The following is a 23,923-nucleotide window of genomic DNA, read 5'->3' as shown; positions in this document are numbered from 1 at the left end:
GGCCCTGGCTGTTCTCCGCACCCATGGGGACGGCCCCGCCCGAGGTCGGGCAAGAGGGCGGGGCCTCTCCCGCCCCGCCGTACCCCGCCGCGGAGGTGGTCAGCTCACTCGCGCATCAGGCGTCAGCCGGTCGAACGAGACCGCAAGGCGTTCGGGGCCGCGGAGGATGGCGTTTTCCCGGTACGGCGGGGGGTCGGCGACCAGGCGGGGGGATTCCAGGCGGCGGGCGAGGGCGGTCAGGGCGATCTGGGCTTCGGCGCGGGCGAGGGTGGCGCCGACGCAGTAGTGGATGCCGCCCCCGAATCCGAGGTGGGCGTTGTCGGGTCGGTCGGGTACGAAGCGGTCCGGGTCGGGGAAGCGGTGGGGGTCGCGGTTGGCCGCGGCGAGGAGCAGTCGGACGCGGGAGCCCTTGGGGATGGTGGTGCCGGTGAGGTCGATGTCGGCCAGGGTGCTGCGTCCGGACATCTGCACCGGCGGGTCGTGGCGCAGCACCTCCTCCACGAGTGGGGTGGCGAGCTCGGGGTCGGTGCGCAGCCGGGCGAGCGCGTCGGGGTGGCGCAGCAGGGCGAGGGTGCCGTTGGCGATGAGGTTGACGGTGGTCTCGTGGCCGGCGATGAGGAGCAGGCCGAGCGTGACGCGGAGGTCCACGGGGTCCATGGGGCCGTCGGGTCCCTGGGCGCGCATCAGCCCGGAGAGCAGGTCGTCGCCGTCGGTGGCGTGGTGGCGGGCGATGAGATCTTCGAGGTACTCGACCAACTCGCCGCGTGCCTGCTGGAGTTCGCGGAGTTCGTCCTCGGTCTGGGTGTCGACGGGGTCCAGCCCGCGGGTGAGGCGGCGGGCCAGGCTGCCGAAGAGCCGTTCGTCCTCGCGGGGCACGCCGAGCAGTTCGCAGATGACGGTGACGGGCAGGGGGTAGGCCAGATCGCCGACGACGTCGAGCTGCCCCGGCTGCTCGCTCATGTGCGCGTCGAGAAACCCGGTGACGAGTGCGTCGATGTGGTCGCGCATGCCGGTGACGCGCGGGACGAACTCCTCGGAGACCAGGCGGCGGAGCTGGTCGTGCCGGGGCGGGTCCTCGACCAGCAGGCTCTTGCGGATCTGCTGCTGTTGCGGGTTGCGGCGGTCGGCGCTGACGCGCGGGTCCCGGAGCAGCAGGCTGATCTCACGGTGGCCGCTGACCAGCCAGGTGCCGTCCTCCATGCACACCACCGGCTGGCCGCGGAGCCGTTCGTAGCAGGGGTAGGGGTCGGCGCGGTTCTCGTACCGGAGGGACTGGGCGAACAGGACCGAGGCCGAGTGCTGTGCGGTGGCCGCTGTGGTCATGGTGGGTCTCCCCTCACTCTTCACTGGTGTCCGGCCAGGACGGACGGGCTGGTCGGCGGGTTGGTCGGCCGGGTGGGCGGCTGGTCTGGTGCGGAGGCGGTGGGTTGCGGGGTCGCGCTGGATCGCGGGACGGCGGCGGCCAGCGGGCGACGTCGCCGGCGACGAAGACGTCCGGCATCGGCGTCCCGTCGTCGGTCAGCGCCCGGCAGACCTCGTCGCAGACCACCCCGCGGGCGTCGGCGGCCAGACCGGAGCCGGCCAGCCACTCGGTGTTGGCGAGGGCACCGGCGGCGACCACCGCCACCTCGGCCGGCACCACGGTGCCGTCGGAGAGCACCGCTCGCCGCAGCCGCCCGTGAGCGTCGCCTTCGAGTGCGTGGACGGTGGTGCGCAGTCGCAGGTCCACTCCGGCGTCGCGGTACCAGTCGGCCGCGGCGGCGCCGACGACACCGCCCAGTGCGCTCGCCAGGGGCGTTCCGCCGCGCTGGGTCACGGTCACGTCGAGCCCCAGGTCGCGGCAGGACGAGGCGACCTCGCCGCCGGTGAAGCCGGCGCCGACGACCAGCACCCGTCCGGCCCGGCTGATCACCGCCCGGGTCGCGATCGTCGCCGCGGCCCTCGTCGCCGGCGCCCTCTTCGGCCACCTGCTGGACCCGCACACCCCCATCGACACCAGGGCGCTCGGCATCCGGCTGCTGCTGGTCGTGGCGACCGTCCCGCTCCAGATCCGCGCCGCACGGCGGGCCCGCGCCGCAGGCGCCCACCCGTCGGCCCGCCCCACGCTGTCGGCGCCCCGGCTGATCTGCGGCAAGCTGAGCCTCGTCGGTGCCGCGTTGCCGGCGGAGATGCTTCTCGACCCGTATGTGGCCAACGCCCAGTTGCTGATCGCCGCCGCGATCGCCGTCGGCGTGGCCGCCCTGGGGCCCAAGCTCCACCCCAGGCTGCTGGTCCCCCAGCCCACCGACACCGCCCGGGAGCCGAGCCCGGCCGGTACGGCCGCCTGCCCCCGGGCGACGACCGCCGCACGCGGCCGCCTCTGTGCACGTATTCGTGGGTGACGTTGCCGACGGTGCGCCGTATCGTCGACTCACCTCAGAATCGGCGGGAAGCGCCGGCGGGGATTACTGACGGGGGTCGGGGTGGGCGTGCGGAGCGCACAGGTCGGGGCGGGGGACGTGGACGAGGCCGCCGCCCGGCGCCGCGAGCAACGCGGCTGGTACTGGTACGACTGGGCGAACAGCGTCTACTCGACGAGCGTGCTGACGGTCTTCCTCGGCCCCTATCTCACGTCGGTGGCGAAGGCCGCGGCGGACGCGGACGGCTTTGTCCATCCGCTGGGCGTCCCGGTGCGGGCCGGCTCCTTCTACGCGTACACGGTGTCGGCTTCCCTGCTGCTGTCCGTACTGGCGATGCCGCTGGCCGGGGCGCTGGCCGACCGGACCGGGCGGAAGAAGCCGCTGCTGGGCGTCTGCGCGTACACCGGCGCCGCCGCGACCACGGGGATGTTCTTCCTGGACGGGGAGCGCTATCTGCTGGGCGGGGCGCTGCTGATCCTGGCGAACGTGGGCTTCGTGGTGTCGTCGATGCTCTACAACTCCTTCCTGCCGCAGATCGCCCGCCCCGACGAGCGCGACGCGGTCTCCTCCCGGGGCTGGGCGTTCGGCTACGCGGCCGGGGCACTGGTGCTGGTCGCCAATCTGGTGCTCTACGGCGCCCACGGCTCCTTCGGCCTCTCCGAGGGCGAGGCGGTGCGCATCTGCCTGGCGTCCGCGGGGCTGTGGTGGGGGGTGTTCTCGCTGATTCCGCTGCGCCGGCTGCGCGACCGGCGGACGGCGGCGGGCATCGCCCCGGCGGGTCCGGCCGCCGGCACCCCGCTGGGCCGGGGCTGGCGCCAGCTGCGGGAGACGCTCGGCGATATGCGCCGCCACCCCCTCACGCTCGCCTTCCTCCTGGCCTATCTCGTCTACAACGACGGCGTGCAGACGGTGATCACCCAAGCCTCCGTCTACGGCTCCGAGGAGCTGAAGCTGGATCAGACGACGCTGATCGTGGCGATCCTGCTGGTGCAGGTGCTGGCCGCGGCGGGAGCCCTGCTGATGGGGCGGCTGGCCCGGCGCTACGGCACGCAGCGGACGGTGCTGGGCTCGCTGGCGGCGTGGACCCTGACGATCGCCGCCGGCTACTTCCTGCCCGCGAGGGCACCGCTGTGGTTCTTCGCCCTGGCCGTCGGCATCGGCCTGGTCCTGGGTGGCAGCCAGGCGCTGTCGCGCTCGCTGTTCTCGCATCTGGTACCGCGCGGCAAGGAGGCCGAGTACTTCTCGGCGTACGAGATGAGCGACCGGGGCGTGAGCTGGCTGGGGCCCCTGGTTTTCGGGGTGGCGTACCAGCTGACCGGCAGCTACCGGAACGCGATCATGTCCCTGGTGGCGTTCTTCGTGATCGGTTTCGTCCTGCTGGCGAGGGTGCCGGTGCGGCGGGCGATCATGGCGGCCGGAAATCCCATACCTGACCGGATTTAGTCCCGGAGGGTGTGGGGCGGTAGTGTACGCCTTTGGCTCACCAGGCGGACCGTTACTGCGCGCTCAAGCATGAAAGGCGTTGGGTGACATCTGCTGCCAGATGTGACAAACCGGGCGCCGGTGGGTACAACAAGGGGCGGCACGAAGGTAGGCAGCGGCGCACAGCGCCTCCGTCAATGGCGGTGGTGGGCGACGGGTGGGCTCATATCCCGATTCGGGAATCTTCACCGCCGACCGGACGTTGACCGGATGACGACGACAGCGACACCTGTCCTGTGGGCGACAAGCCCGGGAGGCACGATTCATGAGTGAGCGAGCTCTCCGCGGCACGCGACTCGTGGTGACCAGCTACGAGACCGACCGCGGCATCGACCTGGCCCCGCGCCAGGCGGTGGAGTACGCATGCGAGAACGGACATCGATTCGAGATGCCGTTCTCGGTTGAGGCCGAGATTCCGCCGGAGTGGGAGTGCAAGGTATGCGGTGCACCCTCGCTTCTGGTGGATGGCGACGGCCCTGAGGAGAAGAAGGGTAAGCCCGCGCGTACGCATTGGGACATGCTCATGGAGCGGCGCACCCGCGAGGAGCTGGAGGAAGTGCTGGCCGAACGGCTGGCGGTCCTGCGCTCCGGCACCATGAACATCGCCGTGCATCCGCGCGACAGCAACCGCAAGTCCGCCTGACGGCATACCTGCGGCACGCAACACGCAAGGGCCGGGGCCACTGCACTTCGCAGTGGCCCCGGCCCTTGGCGTATGCGCCCGGCGCGCGGGCGGCCCGGACCGTGCCGTGATCAGCCCAGCAGCGGCGGGTCCTGGCGGCGCTCCGGCCCCTCGGACCGTGCGGCGTCGTCCTCCCGGATCACCTCGCCCTGGACGACCTTGCCGTCCGGCCGGTGCATCCGGGCCTGCTGGAAGGCGTCACCGAACGTGCCCGGCGGGTAGGTCGCCCGCCGCTCCAGCAGCTTCTGCGTCCGGCCCTGGATCAGCTTCGCGGTGGGCGGGAAGAGGCAGAGCAGCCCCAGGGCGTCCGACACCAGCCCCGGCAGCATCAGCAGCAGTCCGCCGGCTATCGGGAGCGTGCTCCCACCGCCGGAACGGTCGCTGCCGGACGCGGCCGGCTTGGGGGGAGCCGCCGGATCGGCGGGCTGAAGGCTCTCGGTGAGGTTCTTCCAGGCCCGGCGGCCGGCCCGCTTGATCACATAGCCGCCGACGAGCACGCCCGCGACCAGCAGCAGAAAGACGGTCAGACCGTTGGTGGCACCGGCGACCACGGTCAGCAGCCAGATCTCCAGCACCATGAAGGCGGCGATGCCCAACGGCACGAACCGGCGGGCGCGCGAGCGCCGGGGCGGGCGGGGACCGGTCGATGCGGTGGCTCCGAACGTCATGCCTCAAGTGTGCCTGGCGCGCCCCCGCCACCCCCCGGGAGTTACGCGTGGGATCACGTACGGGACGCGCCGGCCAGGTTTCTCAGCGGCGGCGGAGCTTGTCCACCCGGGAGCCGACGCCCCAGGCCGTGACCCGCCACAGCGCCTCCACGACGATGTCGCGGCTCATCTTGCTGTCGCCGTGCTCCCGCTCGACGAAGGTGATCGGGACCTCGACGACGTGGAAGCCGGCCTGCACGGCGCGGCGGGCGAGGTCGACCTGGAAGCAGTAGCCCTGGGAGGCCACCTCGTCCAGTCCCAGGCCCTGGAGCGTCTGCGCGCGAAAGGCCCGGTAGCCGCCGGTGATGTCGCGCAGCGGCAGGTCCAGCACCAGCCGGGAGTAGGTGCTGCCGCCGCGGGAGATGAACTGGCGGTACTTGGGCCAGTTGACGGTGCGCCCGCCGGGCACCCATCGCGAGCCGAGGACCAGGTCGGCGCCCTTGAGGGCGGTGAGCAGCCGCGGCAGCTCCTCGGGCTGGTGCGAGCCGTCGGCGTCCATCTCGACGAGCACGCCGTAGCCGTTGTCGATGCCCCACCGGAAGCCCGCGAGGTAGGCGGCGCCGAGGCCCTCCTTGCCCTTGCGGTGCAGGACATGGACGTGGTCGTCGTCGGCGGCCAGCTCGTCGGCGAGCTTGCCGGTGCCGTCGGGGCTGTTGTCGTCCGCGACGAGGACATGCGCGTCGGGGACGGCGGAGCGCACCCGCGCGACGACCGGCTTGATGTTCTCCGCCTCGTTGTACGTCGGGATGATCACCAACGTGGTGCCGAGCGGTCCGTACTGCCGCTGACCGTCTGTCACTGCTGCCCCTTCTCGTCCTTCGTACGCCCGCGCCGGCCGACGGCTACCGCGGCGGCGCAGGACAGAAGCCCCACGATAGCGAGCGCCCACTCAGGCGCCGCACCGACGCGGTCGGCGAGCGTCGTTTCGTCCCGCAGCGGGATGCGCGCGGAGACCACGCCCTGGGTGAACTCCGGAATCCGGTGGGTGATGGTGCCGTCCGGGGCGACCACCGCGCTGATCCCGCTGGTGGCCGCGGTGACCACGGCCCGGCCGTGCTCGACGGCGCGCAGCCTGGACATCGCCAGCTGCTGTTCGGGCTGGCCGGTGCGGCCGTAGGTGGCGTTGTTGGTCTGGATGACCAGGGCGCGGGCGCCTGCCTTCACGGTGTCGTGCACGATCTCGTCGTAGGCGACCTCGAAGCAGATGACGTCGCCGAGCTTGGCGGGGCCGACGTTGAGCACGCCGGTGTGGTCGCCGGGGTAGAAGTCGCGGGGCACCCGCTGGAACCGCGTGATGATCTTGCTGAGCTGCTCCCGGAAGGGGACGTACTCGCCGAACGGCACGGGGTGCTGCTTGGTGTACGAGGCCCCCGGCCCCTTCTTCGGGTCCCAGACGATGCCCTCGTTGAAGACGTAGCCCTCCTTGGAGGGGTGGTCGACGAGCGCACCCACCAGGACGGGCACCCCGATGGCCTTCACGGCCTCGTTGATCCGGTCGTAGGCCTGCGGGTACTGGAAGGGATCGAGGTCGGAGGAGTTCTCCGGCCAGATGACCAGGTCGGGCTTCTTCGCCCGGCCGGCCTCGATGTCGGCGGCGAGCTTCTCGGTGGCCGTGGCGTGGTTGTCGAGGATCTTCATCGGGCGGCCCAGGAAGTCCATGCCGGGCTGCTGGACGTTGCCCTGGACGACGGCGATGTCGACGGTGTCGTCGGCCTTCGTGGGGACCGGGACCAGGAGACCGGCCAGGGCCACCGCGCCGGCCAGCCCGAACGCCTCCAGGGCGGGCAGGGCCCGGCGCGGCCCGCCCTTGCCGCGCAGCCGCCAGAGGGCGGCGGCGCTGGCGGCCAGCAGGGCGCCGGTCAGTGCCACGGCGAAGGTCACCAGCGGGGCCCCGCCGAGCGCGGCGAGCGGGGTGAACGGCGAGGCGGTGTTCGCGAACGCCAAACGGCCCCAGGGGAAGCCGCCGAACGGCAGCCGGTCGCGGGCCCACTCCTGCGCGACCCACAGGCAGGCGGCCCACAGCGGCCAGGCGGGCAGCCGGGACGTCACGGCGAGCGCCGCGCCCAGCAGCGTCATGAAGAGCGCCTCGGCGATCGAGAGGCCCACCACCGCGTCCCAGCCGACGACGTGCAGCCACTTCAGCAGGATCAGGAAGAACGGCAGCCCGAACACCAGGCCCGTCCAGGCGCCCTGGCGGGCGGTCCGGCCCCGGGTCAGCAAGGACAGCGCGGCCACCGCCACCAGGGACAGCGGCCACAGGTCGTACGGCGGGAAGGCGAGGCCCAGGGCGACGCCGAAGACCACCGCGAGGCCGGTGCGCGGCGCCTCGCGCCGGGCCAGCGCGGCGCACCGCCGGGCCCGTCCAGGGCGCGTCGCCGCGGCGGCGGAGCCGGCCTCGGCGGGCGGCACCGGGGCGCCGGGCATGGCGCCGCCGGCGGCTTCTTCGGTGGTATCGGAACCCGATGGCACGGTCGCGGGCCTCCTGCAAGACGGTCGTGCGGTGTGAGCTGACCGTACATCGGGTGGCCGGGTATGCGGATGCGGGGTGCACAAAAGGTGAATGCCGCGCAGAGGGCAGCGGCGGGTGCGGAGCGGGGCCCGGCGCCCTTCGGGCCGACCTGGGACCCGCTGGCTGCGGGTCGACCGAGAGCCGTTGTCTACTGAGCGTCCGGGCCCCATCCGGGTCGCACCTGCCGACCTGACAAGACTTTCCGTCGCCCCGTGTCGCTGGTCCTGGACCTGGCTCCCAGTGGCGGTGCCCAATTGGCGCACCGCCCCATGGCCCAGCTGCGTTCGACGACTGCGCGGAGGTCTCCCGGTCGGACGTCCTGTGGTGGACTCGGCCGAACCTACCGGCCGTCGACCGCCTGCTGTCAACAGGTCCTCCGCCTGCGTCGTTTTCGCGTCGTCCCAGGTCAGCCGCGAACACCCCTTGGGAGGGCGGGCAGCGGCAGGCGCGGGCCGCTACGGCACGATTCCGTGCGATGTCACTCGTTCGGCCGCTCGAAGACCGTTCGGCCGGCGACGACGGTGCGCAGGCACACCGGAAGGTCGCCGCCGGGCGTGAGATCGGGCAGGCCGGGGGTGCCCGACCGGGGATCGGTGGACCAGCGCTGCACCCGCTCGTCCGGCGCCTGGACGAGCAGCTCGCCGGTGCGCCAGACCGCGTAGTCGGCGGGCGCGCCGGGCACCAGGACGCCGGCGTCGTCCCGGCCGACGGCCCGCCAGCCGCCGCGGGTGTGCGCGGTGAACGCGGCGCGGGCGGAGATGCCGTGGGCGCGGGTGCGGTGGAAGACCGCGGCGCGCACGGTGCCCCAGGGGTCGAGCGGGGTGACCGGGCTGTCGGATCCGAGGGCGATCGGCACCCCGGCCTTGAGCAGCGCGGCGTACGGGTTGAGGGTGCGGGCCCGCTCGGCGCCCAGGCGGGCGGCGTACATACCGTCCGGCCCGCCCCAGGCCGCGTCGAAGGCGGGCTGGACGGACGCGGTCAGGGCCAGGTCGGCGAAGCCGGCGATGGTGGCTTCGGTGAGCATCTCGGCGTGCTCGACGCGGTGCCGGGCGGCCCGGATCCGGTCCGTGCCGACCTTCTCGGCGGCGGCCCGTACGCCGTCGACGACGCTGGTCAGGGCGGCGTCGCCGATGGCGTGGAAGCCGGCCTGCAGCCCGGCCTCGGTGCAGGCGGCGACATGGGCGGCGACCGCGTCCGCGTCGAGCCGGGCGGTGCCGGTGTGGCCGGCGTCCGCGTACGGGGCGTGCAGATGGGCGGTGTGCGAGCCGAGCGAGCCGTCGACGAAGAGGTCGCCGGCGGCGCCGATCGCGCCCAGCTCACGGATCCGCTCCGCGTCCTTTGCAGATGCGACGACCTCGGCCCAGTAGCCGACGACGCGCGGACCGCCGCCCTCCCGGGCGAGGGCGAGCAGCGCGCGGAAGTCCTCCTCACCGGAGATGTCCGGGCCCGCGCACTCGTGGACGCTGCCGATGCCGAGCGAGGCGGCGCGGGCCAGCGCCGCGGCCTGGGCCTCGGCGCGCTGGGCCGGGGTGACGGTGGCGTACGCGGCCCGGCGGACGGCGTGGTGCGCGTCGCCGGTCAGCGGGGCTTCGGCGTCGAAGCCGGACTGCCCGCGGATGCCGGGGACGAGGTCGAGCAGCGCCGTCGTCACGACCGCGGAGTGCACATCGACGCGGGTGAGATAGAGGGGGCGGCCGCCGGTGGCCGCGTCCAGCTCCGCGCGGGACGGCGGACGCCCCTCCGGCCAGGCGCTGGCGTCCCAGCCGTGCCCCAGCAGGATCCGGTCCGCCGGGCGGGCGTCGGCGTAGCCGCGGATCCGGGCGAGTGCGTCGGACAGCGTGGCGGCGCCGGCCAGGTCGAGTCCGGTGAGCGCGAGCCCGGTCGCCGTGGTGTGCACATGCGCGTCCGTGAACGCCGGGGTGACGAGTGCGCCGTCGAGGTGGACGACCTCGTCGACGCCCGCGGCGAAGGAGTCCGCGGCGCCCTCCTCGCCGACCCAGGCGATGCGGTCGCCCTCCACGACCATGGCGGTGGCGAAGGGGTCCGCGGGGCTGTGCACCTCGCCCCCGCGCAGCAGGACGGTGCGGGACGGTGCCGAATCGGGGATGCGCTCGCTCATACCGGACAGTTTGGCCCCTGTGCGCGACCTGCCCGCGCGCGGGGGGCAATTGCCGGTCAGATGCGCGGCGGGCGGGCCTCGTACGGGGTCGACAGCACGACCGTGGTGCGGGTCGAGACGCCGGCCAGCGTGCGGATGCGGGTGAGCAGATGCTCCAGTTCCAGCGGCGTGGAGACCCGGACCTTGAGGATGTAGTTCTCGTCGCCGGCCACGCTGTGGCATGCCTCCAGCTCGGGGACCTCCGCGAGGCGGTCGGAGATGTCGTCCGGGGCGCTGGGGTCGAAGGGTTTGACCGAGATGAAGGCGGTGAGCGGCAGGCCCACGGCTTCGGGGTCCACGATCGCCGCATAGCCCCGGATGACCCCGCGCTGCTCCAGGCGGCGCACCCGCTGGTGCACCGCCGAGGTCGACAGGCCGGTGGCCTTGCCCAGGTCGGTGTAGCTCATCCGCCCGTCCTTGACGAGCAGATCCACGATTTGTCGGTCCAACTCCTCCACCCGTTCAACCTACTGTGCGCGGGCGCATATGCGCATCGCGCGCCGGATCGTGGACACCTCCGCGCCGGTCCGTGTGACCAATGCCACACGGGTGAACCGGTGTCAGCAGGGCACCGGCGATTATGCGCCCGGCATGAAGGGAATTGCTGCTGGTGGCCAGGACCGCCCGTCACAGGAAGCCGGCGGTCCGATCGGCCCACCCGAGGGGGATGGACATCATGGGACGCCTTAAGCAGGACACCGCTGCCGCGAGCATCAGCGCCCAGGAGGGCGACAGTCTCGGCTTCTCCGGCGACGACGGCGCGTACGACGCGTACGAGACCTTTGAGATCTTCCGTGTGACCTGCCCCGACTGCCTGCAGCCGATCGCGCTGCTCGCGGAGGAGGACACCCTTCCCGAGCACGCCCTGTGCGCCACCCCCTGGAACCCGTTCGGCCTGACGGTCTGCCAGGGCTCCGGCCGCCCGGCGTCCGAGGCCCCGGAGACCGACGACACGCTCGACCCCCAGGAGCAGGACGCGGCGATGCTGCTGACGCTCCCCGAGAGCCTGGACTGGCGCCGTCAGCCGTTCTCGCACATCGGCGGCCCCGGTACGCAGCCGATCCGGGTGCCGCGGATGCGCCGCAGCGCCTGAGCGCGCCACAGCACGCGCCCGGAGGCCGCCGCGGTGCTCACCAGTAGCGGCCCTCGACCATCGCCTCCAGGGTGTCCCGGTGGAGGATCAGCGCATCGGCGTCGGCCGGTACGGGGACCTCGCCGAAGTGCACCTGCCGGTAGGCCACCCGCAGCATGACGATGGCGTGCCGCAGGGCCGCGTAGAGGGTGTGGAAGTCCATATCGCGGGGCCGGTGCCCGGTCAGCCGGGCGTAACGGCTCTCGACGCGGTCGCGGCGCAGGAAGTCGGGCAGCCCCCGCTGGCCGCCGCCCTCCGTGAGGTCCTGGAAGAAGCGGTGGAGATAGACCATCCACCCCAGGTCGAGTTCGCGCGGGCCGAGGGCCGCCATCTCCCAGTCGAGTATGGCGGCGGGCTCGAATCCCTCGTAGACGATATTGCCGATCCGGGCGTCGCCCCAGGTCACTACGGTTTCACCGGGGTCCTTCGGCCAGTGCTCGGGGTCGGTGAGCCAGTCGAAGGCCCGCTCGATGAGCGGTGAGCGCGGGCGTCCGTCAACCACCCATGCGTAGTAGGCGCGTTGGGCATCGACGTGCCGGTGCAGGGCGCTGCCCGTCCCCGCGGTGTCGAGGAAGTCGGCGGCTCCCACCGGGACTTGGCCGTGCAGCCGGGCGAGGACCGACACGCTCGCGGCCTCCAGCCCGTCGCGTTGCGTGTCGGTGGCGTCGTGCAGCCAATTCCCCTCGTACGTATAGGGCATGACGTCCGGCGGGACACGCCCACTGGCGCGGGCCATGACGAAGAACGGGGCGCCGAGGTGTGCCGGGTCCTCCTCCAGCCAGAGGGTGCGGGGCACCGGCAGGTCGGTGTGCTCGGCGACCAGGCGCATGGTGCGGTACTGCCGGGCCATGTCGTAGCGGGGGAAGATGGTGTAGGCGGCCGGGTCGGCGGCGAGGCGCAGCGCACAGGAGCGCGGGGTCCCCGGGGACGGCGGACCGGGGCGGTCGATGTCGAAGAGCAGCGTCTCGCTGGACATGCCGTTGGAGTCGGGGACGGTCGCGGCGGTGGCGCGGGCGCCGGGCAGCCGGGTGCCGAGCCAGGCGGTGAGCCGGCGGGTGAGTTCCTCGGGGTCCCGGGTCGAGGTGCGCGGACGGCGGTCCGCGGGGGCGGGCGCCTCGGGGGGCGACAGGGGGTCGGTCATTCTCCCGCCTCCTGGGCCACGGAGTCATAGCCGGTGAATCCGCTCGGGTCGTGCCGGCCGAAGCTGCCGTGCTCGAAGATGCCGTAGCCGGTGCGGCCGTCGAGGGTGAAGCGGGCCGCGTGATCGGTGACGCCGTATGCGGCGAGCGGGTGCGCCGAGGGGTCGGAGAGGTCGTAGCTGCGGCGGTCGGTCCAGCCGCGGCCGCGCCAGGTGCCGTGCTGCCAGTCGTCGGCGGGCGGGTAGCCGGCGCCGACGGCCAGGGGCGAGGAGGTGAGGATCTCGGCGGTGAGCTCCAACGGTTTGCGGGTCGGGTCGGTGAGGTGGATGACGGCGCGCTCGGGGTGGCGGGTGCCGGGGCGGTAGCCGATGTCGGTGTGGGGCCAGCCGAGTTGGACGTCGGGGACGCCGTCGCGGACCAACCGGGCCTCGTTCAGCGTGCGCTGGCCGTCGGCGTCCTCCTGGACGATGACCATGACGAAGCGGTCGTCGAAGCGCACCGGGCACCAGACCCAGTGGAAGCCCTCGGGCCGCAGCTCCTCCCCCGCCCGACCGGCGTCCTCGCCGGGGATCGGGCGTACGCCCCAGCTGCGGTCGCGGGTTCCGGTCCACTCCCCCGCCGTGACGGCCAGCTCCTGGCCGGCGACGCGGATGCTGCCGGTGCAGGTGCCCGCCTGGACGAACCGCCGGCCCTCCAGCGTCAGCCGGTCGCCGCGGTACTGGGTGTGGTGCGGCTCCCAGGTGGCGGGAAAGGCCGCGGTCCAGGTCAGGTCGTAGGCCAGCCCGTCCGGGTCGGCGGGGTCCGGGTCGCAGGTCAGCCGCAGGCGGGCGAGCGGCTCCTCGACGGTGATGGTGAGCGGGCCTACGGTGAGCGTCATCCGGTCGTCGGTGAGCGCGTCGGAGGCCCGTACGGCGTGCAGCCGGTCGCCGAGGCGGAGCGTGGCGTAGGCGTCGATGACGCCGGTGTTGGGGTAGACGCCGAGCCCGGCGATCAGCAGCGCACGTCCGGCGTGGTCCATGACGTGGAAGATGCACCGGTCGTAGGCGTTGCGGTCGCCGGTGGCGACATGCCGCATGGACAGCGGGACCTGGTGGATCGGGTACTCGTCGAGCGCGATGGGGCGGTCGGGCACGGTCTCCTCCTGGGCGCACGGTCGGCAGGGGGTCGCCCGGTGTGCGGTGCCGCGGCGGAGAGTTGACGGTACGTCAGCTAAGGACGGACGGCCAGACCCCGGGAGGAGGCGGCGCGCTCGGCGGCCGCATCCGGCCGGCCGTGCGCGGAACGGGCCCGGGGCGGGGAAGGTTCGCCCTCCCCCTCCCTGGGCCGTTCTCAGCGGGTCTCGGGTCCCGCCAGATGGCGGGCGATGACCATGCGCTGGATCTGGTTGGTGCCCTCGACGATCTGAAGGACCTTGGCCTCGCGCATATAGCGCTCGGCCGGGAAGTCGAGGGTGTAGCCGTAGCCGCCGAGGAGCTGGACGGCGTCGGTGGTCACCCGCATCGCGGTGTCCGTGCAGAAGAGCTTGGCCATCGCCGCCTCCTTGGAGAACGGCAGTCCGGCGTCGCGCAGCCGGGCGGCCGTGAGGTAGAGGGCGCGGCCGGCCTCGACCTGGGTGGCCATGTCGGCGAGCATGAAGCGCAGGCCCTGGAAGTCGGCGATCGGGCGGCCGAACTGCTGGCGCTCGGCGGTGTAGGCGAGCGCCTCGTCGAGCGCGGCCTGGGCGACGCCGATGGCGCAGGCGGCGATGCCCAGGCGTCCGGAGTCGAGGGCGGACAGCGCGATGGTGAAGCCCTGGCCCTCCTCGCCGAGGCGGCGGGAGTCGGGGATGCGGACGCCGTCGAAGTGCAGCTGGGCCGTCGGGGAGCCCTTCATGCCCATCTTGCGCTCGGGCGCCGCGGCGCTGAGGCCCTCGGCGTCGCCCGGGACCAGGAAGGCCGTGATGCCGCGGGCGCCGTCGCCGCCGGTGCGGGCCAGGACGGTGTAGAAGTCGGCCACACCGCCGTGGGTGGTCCATGCCTTGGTGCCCTCCAGGGTCCAGGTCTCGCCCTGCCGCGTGGCGCGGGTGGTCAAGGAGGCGGCGTCGGAGCCCGAGGAGGGCTCGGAGAGGCAGTAGGCGCCCAGGAGGCCGCCGCCGAGCATGTCGGGGAGGTGTTCGGCGCGCTGCTCCTTGGTGCCGAAACCGGCCAGTGCGTGGCAGGCGAGGGTGTGCACGCTGACGCCGAGGCCGACGGTCAGCCGCGCGGCCGCGAGCTCCTCCAGGACCTGGAGGTAGACCTCGTAGGGCTGGCCGCCGCCACCGAACTCCTCGTCGTAGGGCAAGGAGAGCAGGCCGGACTCCGACAGCAGGCGGAAGAGCTCTCGGGGGAAGCGGCCGGCGTCCTCCTCCTCGGCGGCCGTGGGCCTGATCTCGCGCTCGGCGAGCTCGCGTACGAGAGTCAGCAGGTCGCGGGCTTCCTCCGTGGGCAGCCTGCGGTCCACCGGCCGGGGGCCGTACTCGGTCATGGCGGCGCTCTCCTCCCTGTCGGGCGCTGCGGCGACGCACGCGGGGTGGGCGGCGGCGCCGGTTTCCGTAGTGCCAGGCCGATGATCGCGTTCCGGGTCGCGGAAGGCGATGACCTGCGGCTGTGGCGCTAGGAGTATGCCCGATCGGAGGCCCGGCGTCACGGGTTGATCATCACCGACGGCAAAGACCCCGCACACCGTCGGCCGCCGCCGACCGAAGAAGCCTTTACCCGCCGGTCACGGAATTGGTCCGAACCATTGACTCAGTGGTCTAGTCCTTCTAACTTCTCCTTCAACGTTCAACGCGTTCATGCCAATTCGGAACGCAGGTCAGGCTCCACCCCCTCGCCCCCCTCCGAGGAGACGACATGCTCAGACCGCACCGGATGCGAGCACCGCGCACGGTGATCGCCGCCGCCACCGCGCTGTGTACGGCGGCGCTGGCCGGCACCCTGCTCGCCGGGCCGGCCTCCGCCCACCCGGCAAGCGCCCCCACCGCACAAGGCCGGTCCGCGTCCCACCCGTCACCCGCCACCACCCCCGCAGGAACCGCTTCGCGGTACCCCTCCTCGTCGCCGGCCGGCACGGCGGCGAAGCCGGCCGCCGCGGGCGGCAAGGTCGTCGGATACTTCACCAACTGGGGTGTCTACGACCGCAATTACCACGTCAAGAACATCGAGACGTCGGGCTCGGCGGCCAAGCTGACGCACATCAACTACGCCTTCGGCAACGTCCAGGGCGGCAAGTGCACCATCGGCGACTCCTACGCCGACTACGACAAGGCCTACACCGCCGACCAGAGCGTCGACGGCAAGGCGGACACCTGGGACGACGGCGCGCTGCGCGGCAACTTCAACCAGCTCAGGAAGCTCAAGAAGCTGCATCCGAACCTCAAGGTGATCTGGTCGTTCGGCGGCTGGACCTGGTCGGGCGGCTTCACCGAGGCCGCCAAGAACCCGGACGCCTTCGCGCAGTCCTGCCACGACCTTGTCGAGGACAAGCGCTGGGCGGATGTCTTCGACGGCATCGACGTCGACTGGGAGTACCCCAACGCCTGCGGCCTGAGCTGCGACACCAGCGGCAAGGACGCCTTCACCAAGGTCATGAAGGCGCTGCGGACGAAGTTCGGCCAGGACAACCTGGTGACCGCGGCGATCACCGCGGACGCCTCGGACAGCGGCAAGATCGACTCCGCCGACTACGCGGGCGCTGCCCAGTACGTCGACTGGTACAACCCGATGACGTACGACTACTTCGGCGCCTGGGACGCGAAGGGGCCGACGGCGCCGCACTCCCCGCTCTCGTCGTACAACGGCATCCCGAAGGCCGGCTTCAACACCACCGACACCACCGCCAAGCTCAAGGGCCTGGGCATCCCGGCGAACAAGCTGCTGCTGGGCATCGGGTTCTACGGCCGGGGCTGGACGGGCGTCACCCAGGACGCGCCGGGTGGCACGGCGACCGGCGCGGCACCGGGCAAGTACGAGGCCGGCATCGACGACTACAAGGTGCTCAAGGGCCGCTGCCCGGCCACCGGGAAGGTGGGCGGCACCGCCTACGCCAAGTGCGGTGACCAGTGGTGGAGCTATGACACCCCGGAGACCATCGGCTCGAAGATGGCCTTCAAGGACGCCCAGGGCATGGGCGGCACGTTCTTCTGGGAACTCAGCGGCGACACCGCCAACGGCGAGCTGATCAAGGCGATCAAGTAGCGCCGACGGCAGACGGCACGACGGGCGGGGAGGCAGCGGCCTTCCCGCCCGTTCGGTGTGCGGTGGTGCGCCGGAAGGGGGTCAGGCGGGTGCCCGGGGTGGGGCCGGGCAGCTCGGTTCGTACTCCTCGATCAGGCGGAGGGTGTCGCCCAGGCCGCGCACCAGCAGCGAGACCACCGTCTCGCGGGGCAGCTCCTGCTCGGCGATCCAGTCGAGGGTGACGCCCTCGACGCTGGAGAGCCAGCCGGTCAGCGCGGTACGGGCGAGCGGCGGGATGTCCTCGCGGCCCCAGGCGCCGCGGGCGATGGTGCCGAGCAGCCGGGCGCGCACGGTGTCGCGGATCGCCAGCACCTCGGCGTCGAAGCCGACACCGCCCGTGACGATGGCGCGATAGGCGGCCTGGTGGTGCTGGGCGTAGCGCAGATAGCCTTCAACGGTGCGCTCGACGCGTTCGACGGGCGGCAGGTCATGGGTGCTGCCGGCCCGCTCGACCAGTTCGGCGACCGCGTCTTCGATGATCGCGAGGTAGTAGCCGCGCTTGTTGGTGAAGTAGTAGTAGATCAGTCCCTTGGCGACCCCGGCCTGACGTGCGATGTCGTCCATGGACAGCGCGTCGTAGGAGGTGTCGGCGAACAACTTCCGTCCGATGGCTATCAGTTCGGCGCGGCGCGCCTGGGAGCGCCCGGTCCCGCGGGCGGCCGGCGAGCCGCCCCCTCCCCGCTGTTGACTCTTATTCAAAATCCGCCCTAGTCTCCAACTGCCAAGAGTTTTGCGCAGTATGACAGAGCGTCATGATCGCGGACCTGGCCGCTCCGCAGGGCGCCTGGAAGCACTTTCCCTCGTGCATTCGACCACTGCCCCGGGGAGGACGCAGTGAGCTCAAGGACGGACACCTCGCCCGAGGGGCGAACCTCCTGGAAGAAGACCGCCGTGGTGGCGCTGCCCGCCGTGCTCGCCGTGGGCGCACTGGCCACGGTGATGGCGCAGGGTGTGCTGGCCGCGTCGTTCGCCGTCTCCGGCACCCACTTCCAGGTGTCGTCGGGCAAGCTGACCAGCCGCGGTCTCGCCTCGTACGTGCACACCGACCGCGACGCCGACGGCGGCGGCCATCCGGTGGCGCTGCTCGGCATCGGCAAGGCGTCGCTTACCGACATCTGCCAGTCGGCGCAGGTCAAGACGCCGGTGGGCACGGTGGTGTTCAAGCTGACCGCGGGCGGCAAGGCCGGTCCGGTGAGCGCCGACAGCCTGGTCATCGACGGTGAGGACCTGGTCGGCGACGCCCGCTTCGGCACCGCCCAGATCGGCCGGGACGCCGCCTCCCTGGACTCCGTGCCGGGCGTGCACGGGCGGAAGGGCGCCTTCGGACTGCAGGCCGGGGACATCGAGGTCGCCGGGGTGAAGTCGCACGCCTGGTCGGCCACCGGCGGGAACTTCCGGCTCAAGGGACTGCGGGTGAGCGTGAGCCTGGACGGCGCGAAGTGCTTCTGACCGCACGGCGCGCCCGGTGCGGCGCCTGGGTGGAACGGACGCTGCCGTGGCCCGAGCGACGGGCCGTGCTGCGGCGCTGGCGGCGGACCCGGCCGTTCTGGGCCGGGCTGCTGCTGGTGTGCGGCGGGACGGAGCTGCTGCTGGTGCCGCTGTCGCCGCTGACCGTTCTGGTGAGCCTGGGGCTGGGCGGGCTGGCGGCGCTGGGCATCGGGCTGGCGCTGATCGTGGCGGGGCTGTTCCTGTGGTGCGCGCCGGCCGCCCACCACTACGTCAGCATCCATGCGCTGATCCTGTCGGTGCTCTCCTTCGCGGCGACCAATCTCGGCGGGTTCCTGGTCGGCATGGGGCTGGGCATCGCGGGCGGCGCGATGGGGTTCGGGTGGACCGCCGGGCAGGCCCCGCCGCCGGAGCAGACGGCCGGGCAGGCCCCGCCGCTGGAGCCGGAGCAGGCGCCGTCCGGCCGCCGGGATACGGAGGCGCTGCGCGGCGGCGCCGGCGGCAGCGGCACGGCGGGCAAGGCACTCGCCGTCGGACTGCCCCTCGCCCTGCTGCTGACCGTCGGCGGCCCGACACAACCCGCCCGCGCGGCCGCCGGCATCCCGGTGCCGCCGCATCCGCCGACCGTGACCACCACGATGTTCGCGCCGCAGGGCTTCACCCTGGCCGGGGTCGAGGAGGTACCGACGGCGAACGGCCCGATCAAGGCGATGGTGCTGCGCATGAAGGGGGCCTCGCTCACCGACTACCGGCTCACCACCCGCGACGGCGGCGACGAACTCGGCCTGAGCGCCGACTCGTTGAGCCTCAAGGGCGAGGTCACGCTCTACCTCACCAAGTTCAGCGGCTGCCTGGAGGGCCTGGTCTGCCTCACCTTCACCCCGGACGCCCTCCCGGTGCCGCCGGTCGTGCCGCCCTTCGTCTTCATGACGGACGTGACCGCCGAACAGGCGCTGGTCACCTCGGATCTGGTCGTCGCGGACGGGCTGCGGCTGCACGCGGGTGTCCGGAGCGGCTCCGGTGGCTGAAGCGGCGCGCACCACGCGGGGTTTACGGCCCGGCCGGGTACGAGCACCATCGGCCTTAGAGGGTGTCTCTTCGGTCTCCGTGGATCAGCCTGCGGCGTCTGGTGCCGTGCAGCTCGGCCTCCGCAGGTCGCATGAAGAGAGACACACCCTACGGGGGCAGGAGCCGCTTCTGGAGAGGTGACACGTGGTCAACCCTTGGCTGGCGATGGAGGCCGGTGCCGATCCGGTGGAGCGGACCCGTACGGTGCGGCGGGCACATGCGGCGTTCCTGGCCGACCCGACCGTCGCACCGCCGGTCCGCCAGGTGGTCGCCGACTCCTGGCGCCGCTCGGCCGACGCCCGCGTCGCGTACGACGGGTCCGCACCCATCGAGCTGGACGAGAGCGCGCTGCGGACCTACCGGGAAGGGCATCCGCTGGCCCGGGCGATGCCCGTCTTCCGGGAGCTGCTGGGCAGCTTCGCGCAGGACGGGGCGCATCTGCTGGCCGTCTGCGATCCGCAGGGGCGGCTGCTGTGGGTGGAGGGGCACCGCGGAGTGCGGCGCAACGCCGAGCGGATGAACTTCGTCGTGGGCGCCCGCTGGGACGAGCGGCACGCCGGCACCAACGCCCCGGGCACCGCGCTCGCCGCCGACCACGCCGTACAGATCTTCGCGGCCGAGCACTACAACCGGCAGGTGCAGCGCTGGACCTGCGCCGCGGCCCCGCTGCACGATCCGCGGACCGGGCGGCTGCTCGGCGCGGTCGACATCACCGGCGGCGACCACCTGGCGAGCCCGCACAGCCTGGCCCTGGTGCAGGCCACGGCACGCGCCGCGGAGGCCCATCTCGCCTCCGGCGCGCCGGAGTCCGGCGTCTTCCTGACCGCGCTGGGCCGGGACGAGGCGCTGCTGGTCGTGGACGGTGAGCGGCTGCGACTCGGGCGCCGGCACAGCGAGATCCTGGTCCTGCTGGCCCGGCACCCGGAGGGCCTGACCGGAGACCAGCTCTCCCTGCTGCTGTACGGCGAACGCGAGATGCGCCCGGTGACACTGCGGGCCGAGCTGTCCCGGCTGCGGCAGCTCGTCGGTGCGCTGCTGCACTCCCGCCCGTACCGTCTGAGCCGGCCCGTCGAGACCGATCTCGGCACGGTCGAGGAGCAGTTGGCGGCCGCCGATCCGCGCTCCGCGCTGGGCGCCTATCCCGGTCCGCTGCTACCGCTGTCGGAGGCGCCCGGCGTACGGCGGCTGCGCGACGCGCTGGCGGACCGGATGCGGTGCGCGGTGCTCGCCGCGGGCGATCCCGAGCTGCTGCGCGAGTGGTCGCGTACGCCCTGGGGCGAGGACGACCTGGAGATCTTCGAGGCGCTCGTGGGCGCCCTCCCCGAGCGCTCCCCCGCCCGTGCCGCCCCCCGGGCCATCGCCGACCGGCTGCGCGCCGCATACGGCCTGACCGGCGGCGAAAGCCCGGTGTCGGCCGCCGTGCGCGTCGCAACGTCCGCGCAACCTCGTCCGCTCTAGCCTGCGCACCACGCCCGCCGCACGGGAGCGGCGGGCCTGGTGCCGAGAGCGATTTGGGAGGCCCCCATGGCCCGTTACGCCAGTCCGGGTTCCGCCGACGCCGTCATGAGCTATCTGCCGCGCTACGACCACTGGATCGGCGGCGAGTTCGTGGCGCCCGTGCTGGGCCGGTACTTCGAGAACCCGACCCCGGTCAACGGGCAGCCGTTCACCGAGGTGGCGCGCGGCACCGCCGAGGACGTCGAGCGCGCGCTGGACGCCGCGCACGCCGCCGCGCCCGGCTGGGCCCGTACCGCCGCCGCCGACCGCGCCGCCGTCCTGAACAAGATCGCGGACCGGATGGAGCAGAACCTGGAGGCCCTGGCGGTCGCCGAGAGCTGGGAGAACGGCAAGCCCGTACGGGAGACCCTGGCGGCCGACATCCCCCTCGCCGTCGACCACTTCCGCTACTTCGCGGGTGCCCTGCGCGCCCAGGAAGGCTCCCTGTCGGAGATCGACCAGGACACCGTCGCCTACCACTTCCACGAGCCACTCGGGGTGGTCGCCCAGATCATCCCCTGGAACTTCCCCATCCTGATGGCCTCCTGGAAGCTCGCCCCGGCGCTGGCCGCCGGCAACGCGGTGGTCCTGAAACCGGCCGAACAGACCCCCGCCTCGGTGCACTTCTGGATGAGCCTGATCGCGGACCTGCTGCCGCCGGGCGTGGTGAACATCGTCAACGGCTTCGGCGTCGAGGCCGGCAAGCCGCTCGCCTCCAGCCCGCGGGTCGCCAAGGTCGCCTTCACCGGTGAGACCACGACCGGCCGCCTGATCATGCAGTACGCCTCGGAGAACCTCCGGCCGGTGACGCTCGAACTGGGCGGCAAGAGCCCCAACATCTTCTTCGACGACGTCTCGGCGGCGGCGGACGACTTCCAGGACAAAGCGCTGGAGGGCTTCACCATGTTCGCCCTCAACCAGGGCGAGGTGTGCACCTGCCCGTCGCGGGCGCTGATCCAGAGCGGGCACTACGACACCTTCCTGACGGCCGGTGTGGCCCGTACGGAGAAGATCGTCCAGGGGCATCCGCTGGACACCGACACCATGATCGGCGCGCAGGCGTCCAACGACCAGCTGGAGAAGATCCTCTCCTACCTGGACATCGGGCAGAAGGAAGGCGCCCGCATCCTGACCGGCGGCTCCCGGGCCGAACTGGGCGGCGAGCTGGAGGGCGGCTACTACGTCCGGCCGACGATCCTGGAAGGCAACAACAGCATGCGGGTCTTCCAGGAGGAGATCTTCGGTCCCGTGGTCGCGGTGGCACCGTTCAACGACTTCGACGACGCGATCGACATCGCCAACGACACGCTGTACGGCCTGGGCGCGGGCGTCTGGACCCGGGACGGCTCCACCGCCTACCGCGCGGGCCGCGCCATCCAGGCCGGCCGGGTCTGGACCAACTGCTACCACGCCTACCCCGCCCATGCGGCGTTCGGCGGCTACAAGCAGTCCGGCATCGGCCGCGAGACCCACAAGATGATGCTGGATCACTACCAGCAGACGAAGAACCTGCTGGTCAGCTACTCGCCGAAGAAGCTCGGCTTCTTCTAGAGGCACGAAAAAGGCGCCTGACCTGGGCTTTTGCCGGTCAGGCGCCTTCCGCTCGGTCCACTCAGAGCCGGGCCCGGTTTACGCCGCAACGTGGTCGGTGAGCAGGACGGGTTTTCCCCTGGTTCAGGCGTATTTGCCGAGGTCGCTGGCCTGGAGGGCGGCGTTGTCGTTGACGCCGATGACGTAGCCGTCCGGGTCGCGGAAGTAGAACATGCGCTGGCCGGTGTGGTCGGTGTCGGTGTCCTTGATGATCTCGGCGTGCTCGGCGATGTGGTCGTGGGCGGCGTCGAAGTCGTTCACGGCAAGGTAGAACATGCCGGCGAATCCGATGGGAGTGTCCGCCAGGACGGGCAGCCACTTCTTCAGGTCGGCGTTGCTGTAGAGCATCCCGCAGAATCCGCCCTGGTAGGTCAGCATGTGAATGTCGTCCCCTGGGCTGGCGGTGCTGGAATCGACGTCGAAGCCGAGCTTCTTGTAGAACGCGATGCTGGCGGCGGTGTCCTTGACGCTCAGGCAGGGAGCGAACGGCATGGGTCCTCCAGGGTCAGGTGCGGCCTTCACCGGGGTGCGAGCGGGGGGCCGGAATACGGCGGGCACTCCGGGGTTCCTTTCTCCGCCGGTCCGGGCGGCTGTGCACTCCGGGGGCCGCCGTCCCGGTGAGTGCAGCCGCCGTGAGCGGCTGTGTCAGTGGGCGCTGCTGATGCGGAAGGGCTGGCCGGAGGGGTCGAGCAGGACGGTCCAGTGGTCCCCGCCCGGCTGGTGGGCGGGCTTGGTGGCGCCCAGTTCCAGGAGCCGCTTCTCGGCTGCCTCGACGTCGTCGAACGTGATGTCCATGTGGCAGGCGAGTTCGTCCTGGGGCCAGCTCTTCTTCCCACGCGTGGGCGGCTCAGAGACGTCGCTGCTGTTCGTGGTGGAGGTTGTGCAGCCGTTCGCGGGTGGCGGGGGGGCAGGTCGGTCACCACGCATTCCCAGGCGTGGTGGAGCATCTCGGTGAGGTCTTCGGCGGGCACGGTGTCTTGGTCCAGGTGCACGGTGATCCAGTGCCACCGGCGCCCCTGGTACCACGGGCGTACCGCCGTGTGTTGTTGGCACAGGTGCAGGGCGAGGTGGGGTTCGCACTTGACGGTTACCTGCTCGGGGTGTGCTTTGGTCGCTGCCGCGAGCATGGCGAAGATGCTGCCGCCGACTTTGTAGACGGGCCTTTTGGGGCCGTACGGTTCTTCCTCCGTCACCTCCGGCAACGCGAGGGCGAGCGCCGCGACTTCTTCGGGGGTCATGCTGACGTCCTTCGTACGGGGCGGGTGGCTGGGGTCGGCTTACGGCGGGTGGCACGCGCTGCCACGCCGTGGGTCCGGCCTGCGCGGCGTCGTGGCGGCGGTGACGTGCCGGGGCGGCACAGTGTGGGATGCGCGACGCCCGGAACCCGGCCGGCGGCATGTAGGAGTGCGTCGTGACTGTGTCGGGTTCCCGGGTGCCGCGTTCAGCGGTAGTCGTCGGCGTTCGGTGCCTGTCCGGTCCGCATGAAGTCCTGGAAGTAGCGGACGGAGTCGGGGGCCGAGCCGTCGGCGTCGGTGAAGCCGTACTCCTTGGCCAGTGTGCCGACGGACAGGGAGCCGCCGTTGTAGCGCGCCACGTCCGGGTCGGCGGCGAGTGCGGTGACGGCGCGGGCGGTGAAGACGGGGGTCTCGGAGATCCCGAAGGTGGGGTCCACCTTGCAGCCGTCGCGCCAGTTCTCCTCGGTGATGCCGAACGCATCGAGCATCGCCTCGGTGCGCATCCAGCCCGGAGCAAGGCCCAGTGCCGTGCAGCCGTACTCCTTCACCTCTTCGGCCAGCGCCCACGTCATCCGGAACGGCGCGAACTTGGCGAGGTCGAAGGCGAAGGGGGCGCGGTAGTGGCT

Annotated in this window: 22 protein-coding genes and 2 pseudogenes; 9 read left to right on the top strand and 15 right to left on the bottom strand. The window is 72.2% G+C overall.

Going from position 1 to position 23,923, the window contains the following annotated elements; all coding sequences use genetic code 11:
- Nucleotides 1–99: 99 nt before the first annotated feature.
- Nucleotides 100–1,323, bottom strand: a complete 1,224-nt coding sequence (locus tag ACZ4NB_RS34570; protein ID WP_467666999.1) for a cytochrome P450 — start codon at nucleotides 1,321–1,323, stop codon at nucleotides 100–102.
- Between the two features lie 13 nt (nucleotides 1,324–1,336).
- Nucleotides 1,337–1,912: an FAD-dependent oxidoreductase gene (locus tag ACZ4NB_RS34565; protein ID WP_467666998.1), complete on the bottom strand. Its 576-nt coding sequence runs from the start codon at nucleotides 1,910–1,912 to the stop codon at nucleotides 1,337–1,339.
- Between ACZ4NB_RS34565 and ACZ4NB_RS34560 the strand changes: the two genes are divergently transcribed.
- The 3 genes from ACZ4NB_RS34560 (at nucleotide 1,866) to ACZ4NB_RS34550 (ending at nucleotide 4,524) form a co-directional block, all read left to right on the top strand.
- The gene (locus ACZ4NB_RS34560; RefSeq protein ID WP_467666997.1) at nucleotides 1,866–2,381 is read left to right on the top strand and encodes a hypothetical protein; all 516 of its coding nucleotides are present in this window, start codon (nucleotides 1,866–1,868) and stop codon (nucleotides 2,379–2,381) included. The genes ACZ4NB_RS34565 and ACZ4NB_RS34560 overlap by 47 nt on opposite strands.
- 87 nt (nucleotides 2,382–2,468) lie before the next feature.
- Nucleotides 2,469–3,842: an MFS transporter gene (locus tag ACZ4NB_RS34555; RefSeq protein ID WP_467666996.1), complete on the top strand. Its 1,374-nt coding sequence runs from the start codon at nucleotides 2,469–2,471 to the stop codon at nucleotides 3,840–3,842.
- A 304-nt stretch (nucleotides 3,843–4,146) separates the two neighbouring features.
- Nucleotides 4,147–4,524: an RNA polymerase-binding protein RbpA gene (locus tag ACZ4NB_RS34550; protein WP_030080286.1), complete on the top strand. Its 378-nt coding sequence runs from the start codon at nucleotides 4,147–4,149 to the stop codon at nucleotides 4,522–4,524.
- Between the two features lie 110 nt (nucleotides 4,525–4,634).
- On the opposite strand, the gene fxsA is transcribed toward ACZ4NB_RS34550, so the two are convergent.
- The 5 genes from fxsA to ACZ4NB_RS34525 all read right to left on the bottom strand — a co-directional run bounded on the left by fxsA (nucleotide 4,635) and on the right by ACZ4NB_RS34525 (nucleotide 10,395).
- On the bottom strand, nucleotides 4,635–5,231 hold the full coding sequence (gene fxsA / locus ACZ4NB_RS34545; RefSeq protein ID WP_467666995.1) for an FxsA family membrane protein: 597 nt from the start codon (nucleotides 5,229–5,231) through the stop codon (nucleotides 4,635–4,637).
- A gap of 82 nt (nucleotides 5,232–5,313) precedes the next feature.
- Nucleotides 5,314–6,069, bottom strand: a complete 756-nt coding sequence (locus tag ACZ4NB_RS34540; RefSeq protein WP_467666994.1) for a polyprenol monophosphomannose synthase — start codon at nucleotides 6,067–6,069, stop codon at nucleotides 5,314–5,316.
- Nucleotides 6,066–7,739: an apolipoprotein N-acyltransferase gene (gene lnt, locus ACZ4NB_RS34535; RefSeq protein ID WP_467666993.1), complete on the bottom strand. Its 1,674-nt coding sequence runs from the start codon at nucleotides 7,737–7,739 to the stop codon at nucleotides 6,066–6,068. Before lnt ends, ACZ4NB_RS34540 begins: the two co-directional genes overlap by 4 nt.
- 518 nt (nucleotides 7,740–8,257) lie before the next feature.
- Nucleotides 8,258–9,898 carry an amidohydrolase gene (locus tag ACZ4NB_RS34530; RefSeq protein WP_467666992.1) on the bottom strand — a complete coding sequence of 547 codons (1,641 nt, stop codon included), beginning with the start codon at nucleotides 9,896–9,898 and terminating at the stop codon, nucleotides 8,258–8,260.
- 56 nt (nucleotides 9,899–9,954) lie between these two features.
- Nucleotides 9,955–10,395, bottom strand: a complete 441-nt coding sequence (locus ACZ4NB_RS34525; RefSeq protein WP_077194248.1) for an Lrp/AsnC family transcriptional regulator — start codon at nucleotides 10,393–10,395, stop codon at nucleotides 9,955–9,957.
- A gap of 209 nt (nucleotides 10,396–10,604) precedes the next feature.
- Here ACZ4NB_RS34525 and ACZ4NB_RS34520 point away from each other — a divergent pair, with 209 nt between their 5' ends.
- Nucleotides 10,605–11,030, top strand: a complete 426-nt coding sequence (locus ACZ4NB_RS34520; protein ID WP_467666991.1) for a hypothetical protein — start codon at nucleotides 10,605–10,607, stop codon at nucleotides 11,028–11,030.
- Nucleotides 11,031–11,067: 37 nt separating this feature from the next.
- Here ACZ4NB_RS34520 and ACZ4NB_RS34515 read toward each other — a convergent pair whose 3' ends face one another.
- The 3 genes from ACZ4NB_RS34515 to ACZ4NB_RS34505 form a co-directional block, all read right to left on the bottom strand.
- Complete coding sequence (locus ACZ4NB_RS34515; protein ID WP_467666990.1) at nucleotides 11,068–12,210, bottom strand: phosphotransferase family protein; 1,143 nt, start codon at nucleotides 12,208–12,210, stop codon at nucleotides 11,068–11,070.
- The gene (locus tag ACZ4NB_RS34510) at nucleotides 12,207–13,340 is read right to left on the bottom strand and encodes an Rv3169 family protein (protein WP_467666989.1); all 1,134 of its coding nucleotides are present in this window, start codon (nucleotides 13,338–13,340) and stop codon (nucleotides 12,207–12,209) included. Before ACZ4NB_RS34510 ends, ACZ4NB_RS34515 begins: the two co-directional genes overlap by 4 nt.
- Before the next feature lie 197 nt (nucleotides 13,341–13,537).
- Nucleotides 13,538–14,710 carry an acyl-CoA dehydrogenase family protein gene (locus ACZ4NB_RS34505; protein WP_467666988.1) on the bottom strand — a complete coding sequence of 391 codons (1,173 nt, stop codon included), beginning with the start codon at nucleotides 14,708–14,710 and terminating at the stop codon, nucleotides 13,538–13,540.
- Between the two features lie 368 nt (nucleotides 14,711–15,078).
- On the opposite strand from ACZ4NB_RS34505, the gene ACZ4NB_RS34500 reads away from it, so the two are divergent.
- A complete protein-coding gene (locus tag ACZ4NB_RS34500; protein ID WP_467666987.1) occupies nucleotides 15,079–16,422 on the top strand; it encodes a glycoside hydrolase family 18 protein in 1,344 nt (447 codons plus the stop codon).
- A gap of 81 nt (nucleotides 16,423–16,503) precedes the next feature.
- Here the strand turns inward: ACZ4NB_RS34500 and ACZ4NB_RS34495 are convergent, their stop codons facing one another.
- Complete coding sequence (locus ACZ4NB_RS34495) at nucleotides 16,504–17,160, bottom strand: TetR/AcrR family transcriptional regulator (protein WP_467666986.1); 657 nt, start codon at nucleotides 17,158–17,160, stop codon at nucleotides 16,504–16,506.
- A gap of 240 nt (nucleotides 17,161–17,400) precedes the next feature.
- Here ACZ4NB_RS34495 and ACZ4NB_RS34490 point away from each other — a divergent pair, with 240 nt between their 5' ends.
- From ACZ4NB_RS34490 to adh, 4 genes are all read left to right on the top strand, one after another.
- Nucleotides 17,401–17,910 (top strand): DUF6230 family protein, encoded by a 510-nt coding sequence (locus ACZ4NB_RS34490; protein ID WP_467667045.1) that lies wholly within the window; start codon nucleotides 17,401–17,403, stop codon nucleotides 17,908–17,910.
- The gene (locus tag ACZ4NB_RS34485; RefSeq protein WP_467666985.1) at nucleotides 17,901–18,935 is read left to right on the top strand and encodes a DUF6114 domain-containing protein; all 1,035 of its coding nucleotides are present in this window, start codon (nucleotides 17,901–17,903) and stop codon (nucleotides 18,933–18,935) included. The genes ACZ4NB_RS34490 and ACZ4NB_RS34485 overlap by 10 nt, the downstream gene beginning before the upstream one ends.
- 184 nt (nucleotides 18,936–19,119) lie before the next feature.
- On the top strand, nucleotides 19,120–20,433 hold the full coding sequence (locus ACZ4NB_RS34480; protein ID WP_467666984.1) for a GAF domain-containing protein: 1,314 nt from the start codon (nucleotides 19,120–19,122) through the stop codon (nucleotides 20,431–20,433).
- 66 nt (nucleotides 20,434–20,499) lie between these two features.
- On the top strand, nucleotides 20,500–22,023 hold the full coding sequence (gene adh, locus ACZ4NB_RS34475) for an aldehyde dehydrogenase (RefSeq protein ID WP_467666983.1): 1,524 nt from the start codon (nucleotides 20,500–20,502) through the stop codon (nucleotides 22,021–22,023).
- A gap of 123 nt (nucleotides 22,024–22,146) precedes the next feature.
- On the opposite strand, the gene ACZ4NB_RS34470 is transcribed toward adh, so the two are convergent.
- The 4 genes and pseudogenes from ACZ4NB_RS34470 to ACZ4NB_RS34455 all read right to left on the bottom strand — a co-directional run.
- Nucleotides 22,147–22,554: a VOC family protein gene (locus ACZ4NB_RS34470; protein WP_467666982.1), complete on the bottom strand. Its 408-nt coding sequence runs from the start codon at nucleotides 22,552–22,554 to the stop codon at nucleotides 22,147–22,149.
- A 153-nt stretch (nucleotides 22,555–22,707) separates the two neighbouring features.
- Nucleotides 22,708–22,989, bottom strand: a complete 282-nt coding sequence (locus ACZ4NB_RS34465) for a VOC family protein (RefSeq protein ID WP_467666981.1) — start codon at nucleotides 22,987–22,989, stop codon at nucleotides 22,708–22,710.
- Nucleotides 22,990–23,000: 11 nt separating this feature from the next.
- Nucleotides 23,001–23,300, bottom strand: a pseudogene (locus ACZ4NB_RS34460) (MmcQ/YjbR family DNA-binding protein); the annotation flags it as partial.
- Between the two features lie 203 nt (nucleotides 23,301–23,503).
- Nucleotides 23,504–23,923, bottom strand: a pseudogene (locus tag ACZ4NB_RS34455) (SDR family oxidoreductase); the annotation flags it as partial.

The organism is Streptomyces sp. NPDC026575 (assembly GCF_055567415.1).
Note: the sequence above shows the minus strand (reverse complement) of the source record. Positions and strands in the feature narration are given on the sequence as shown.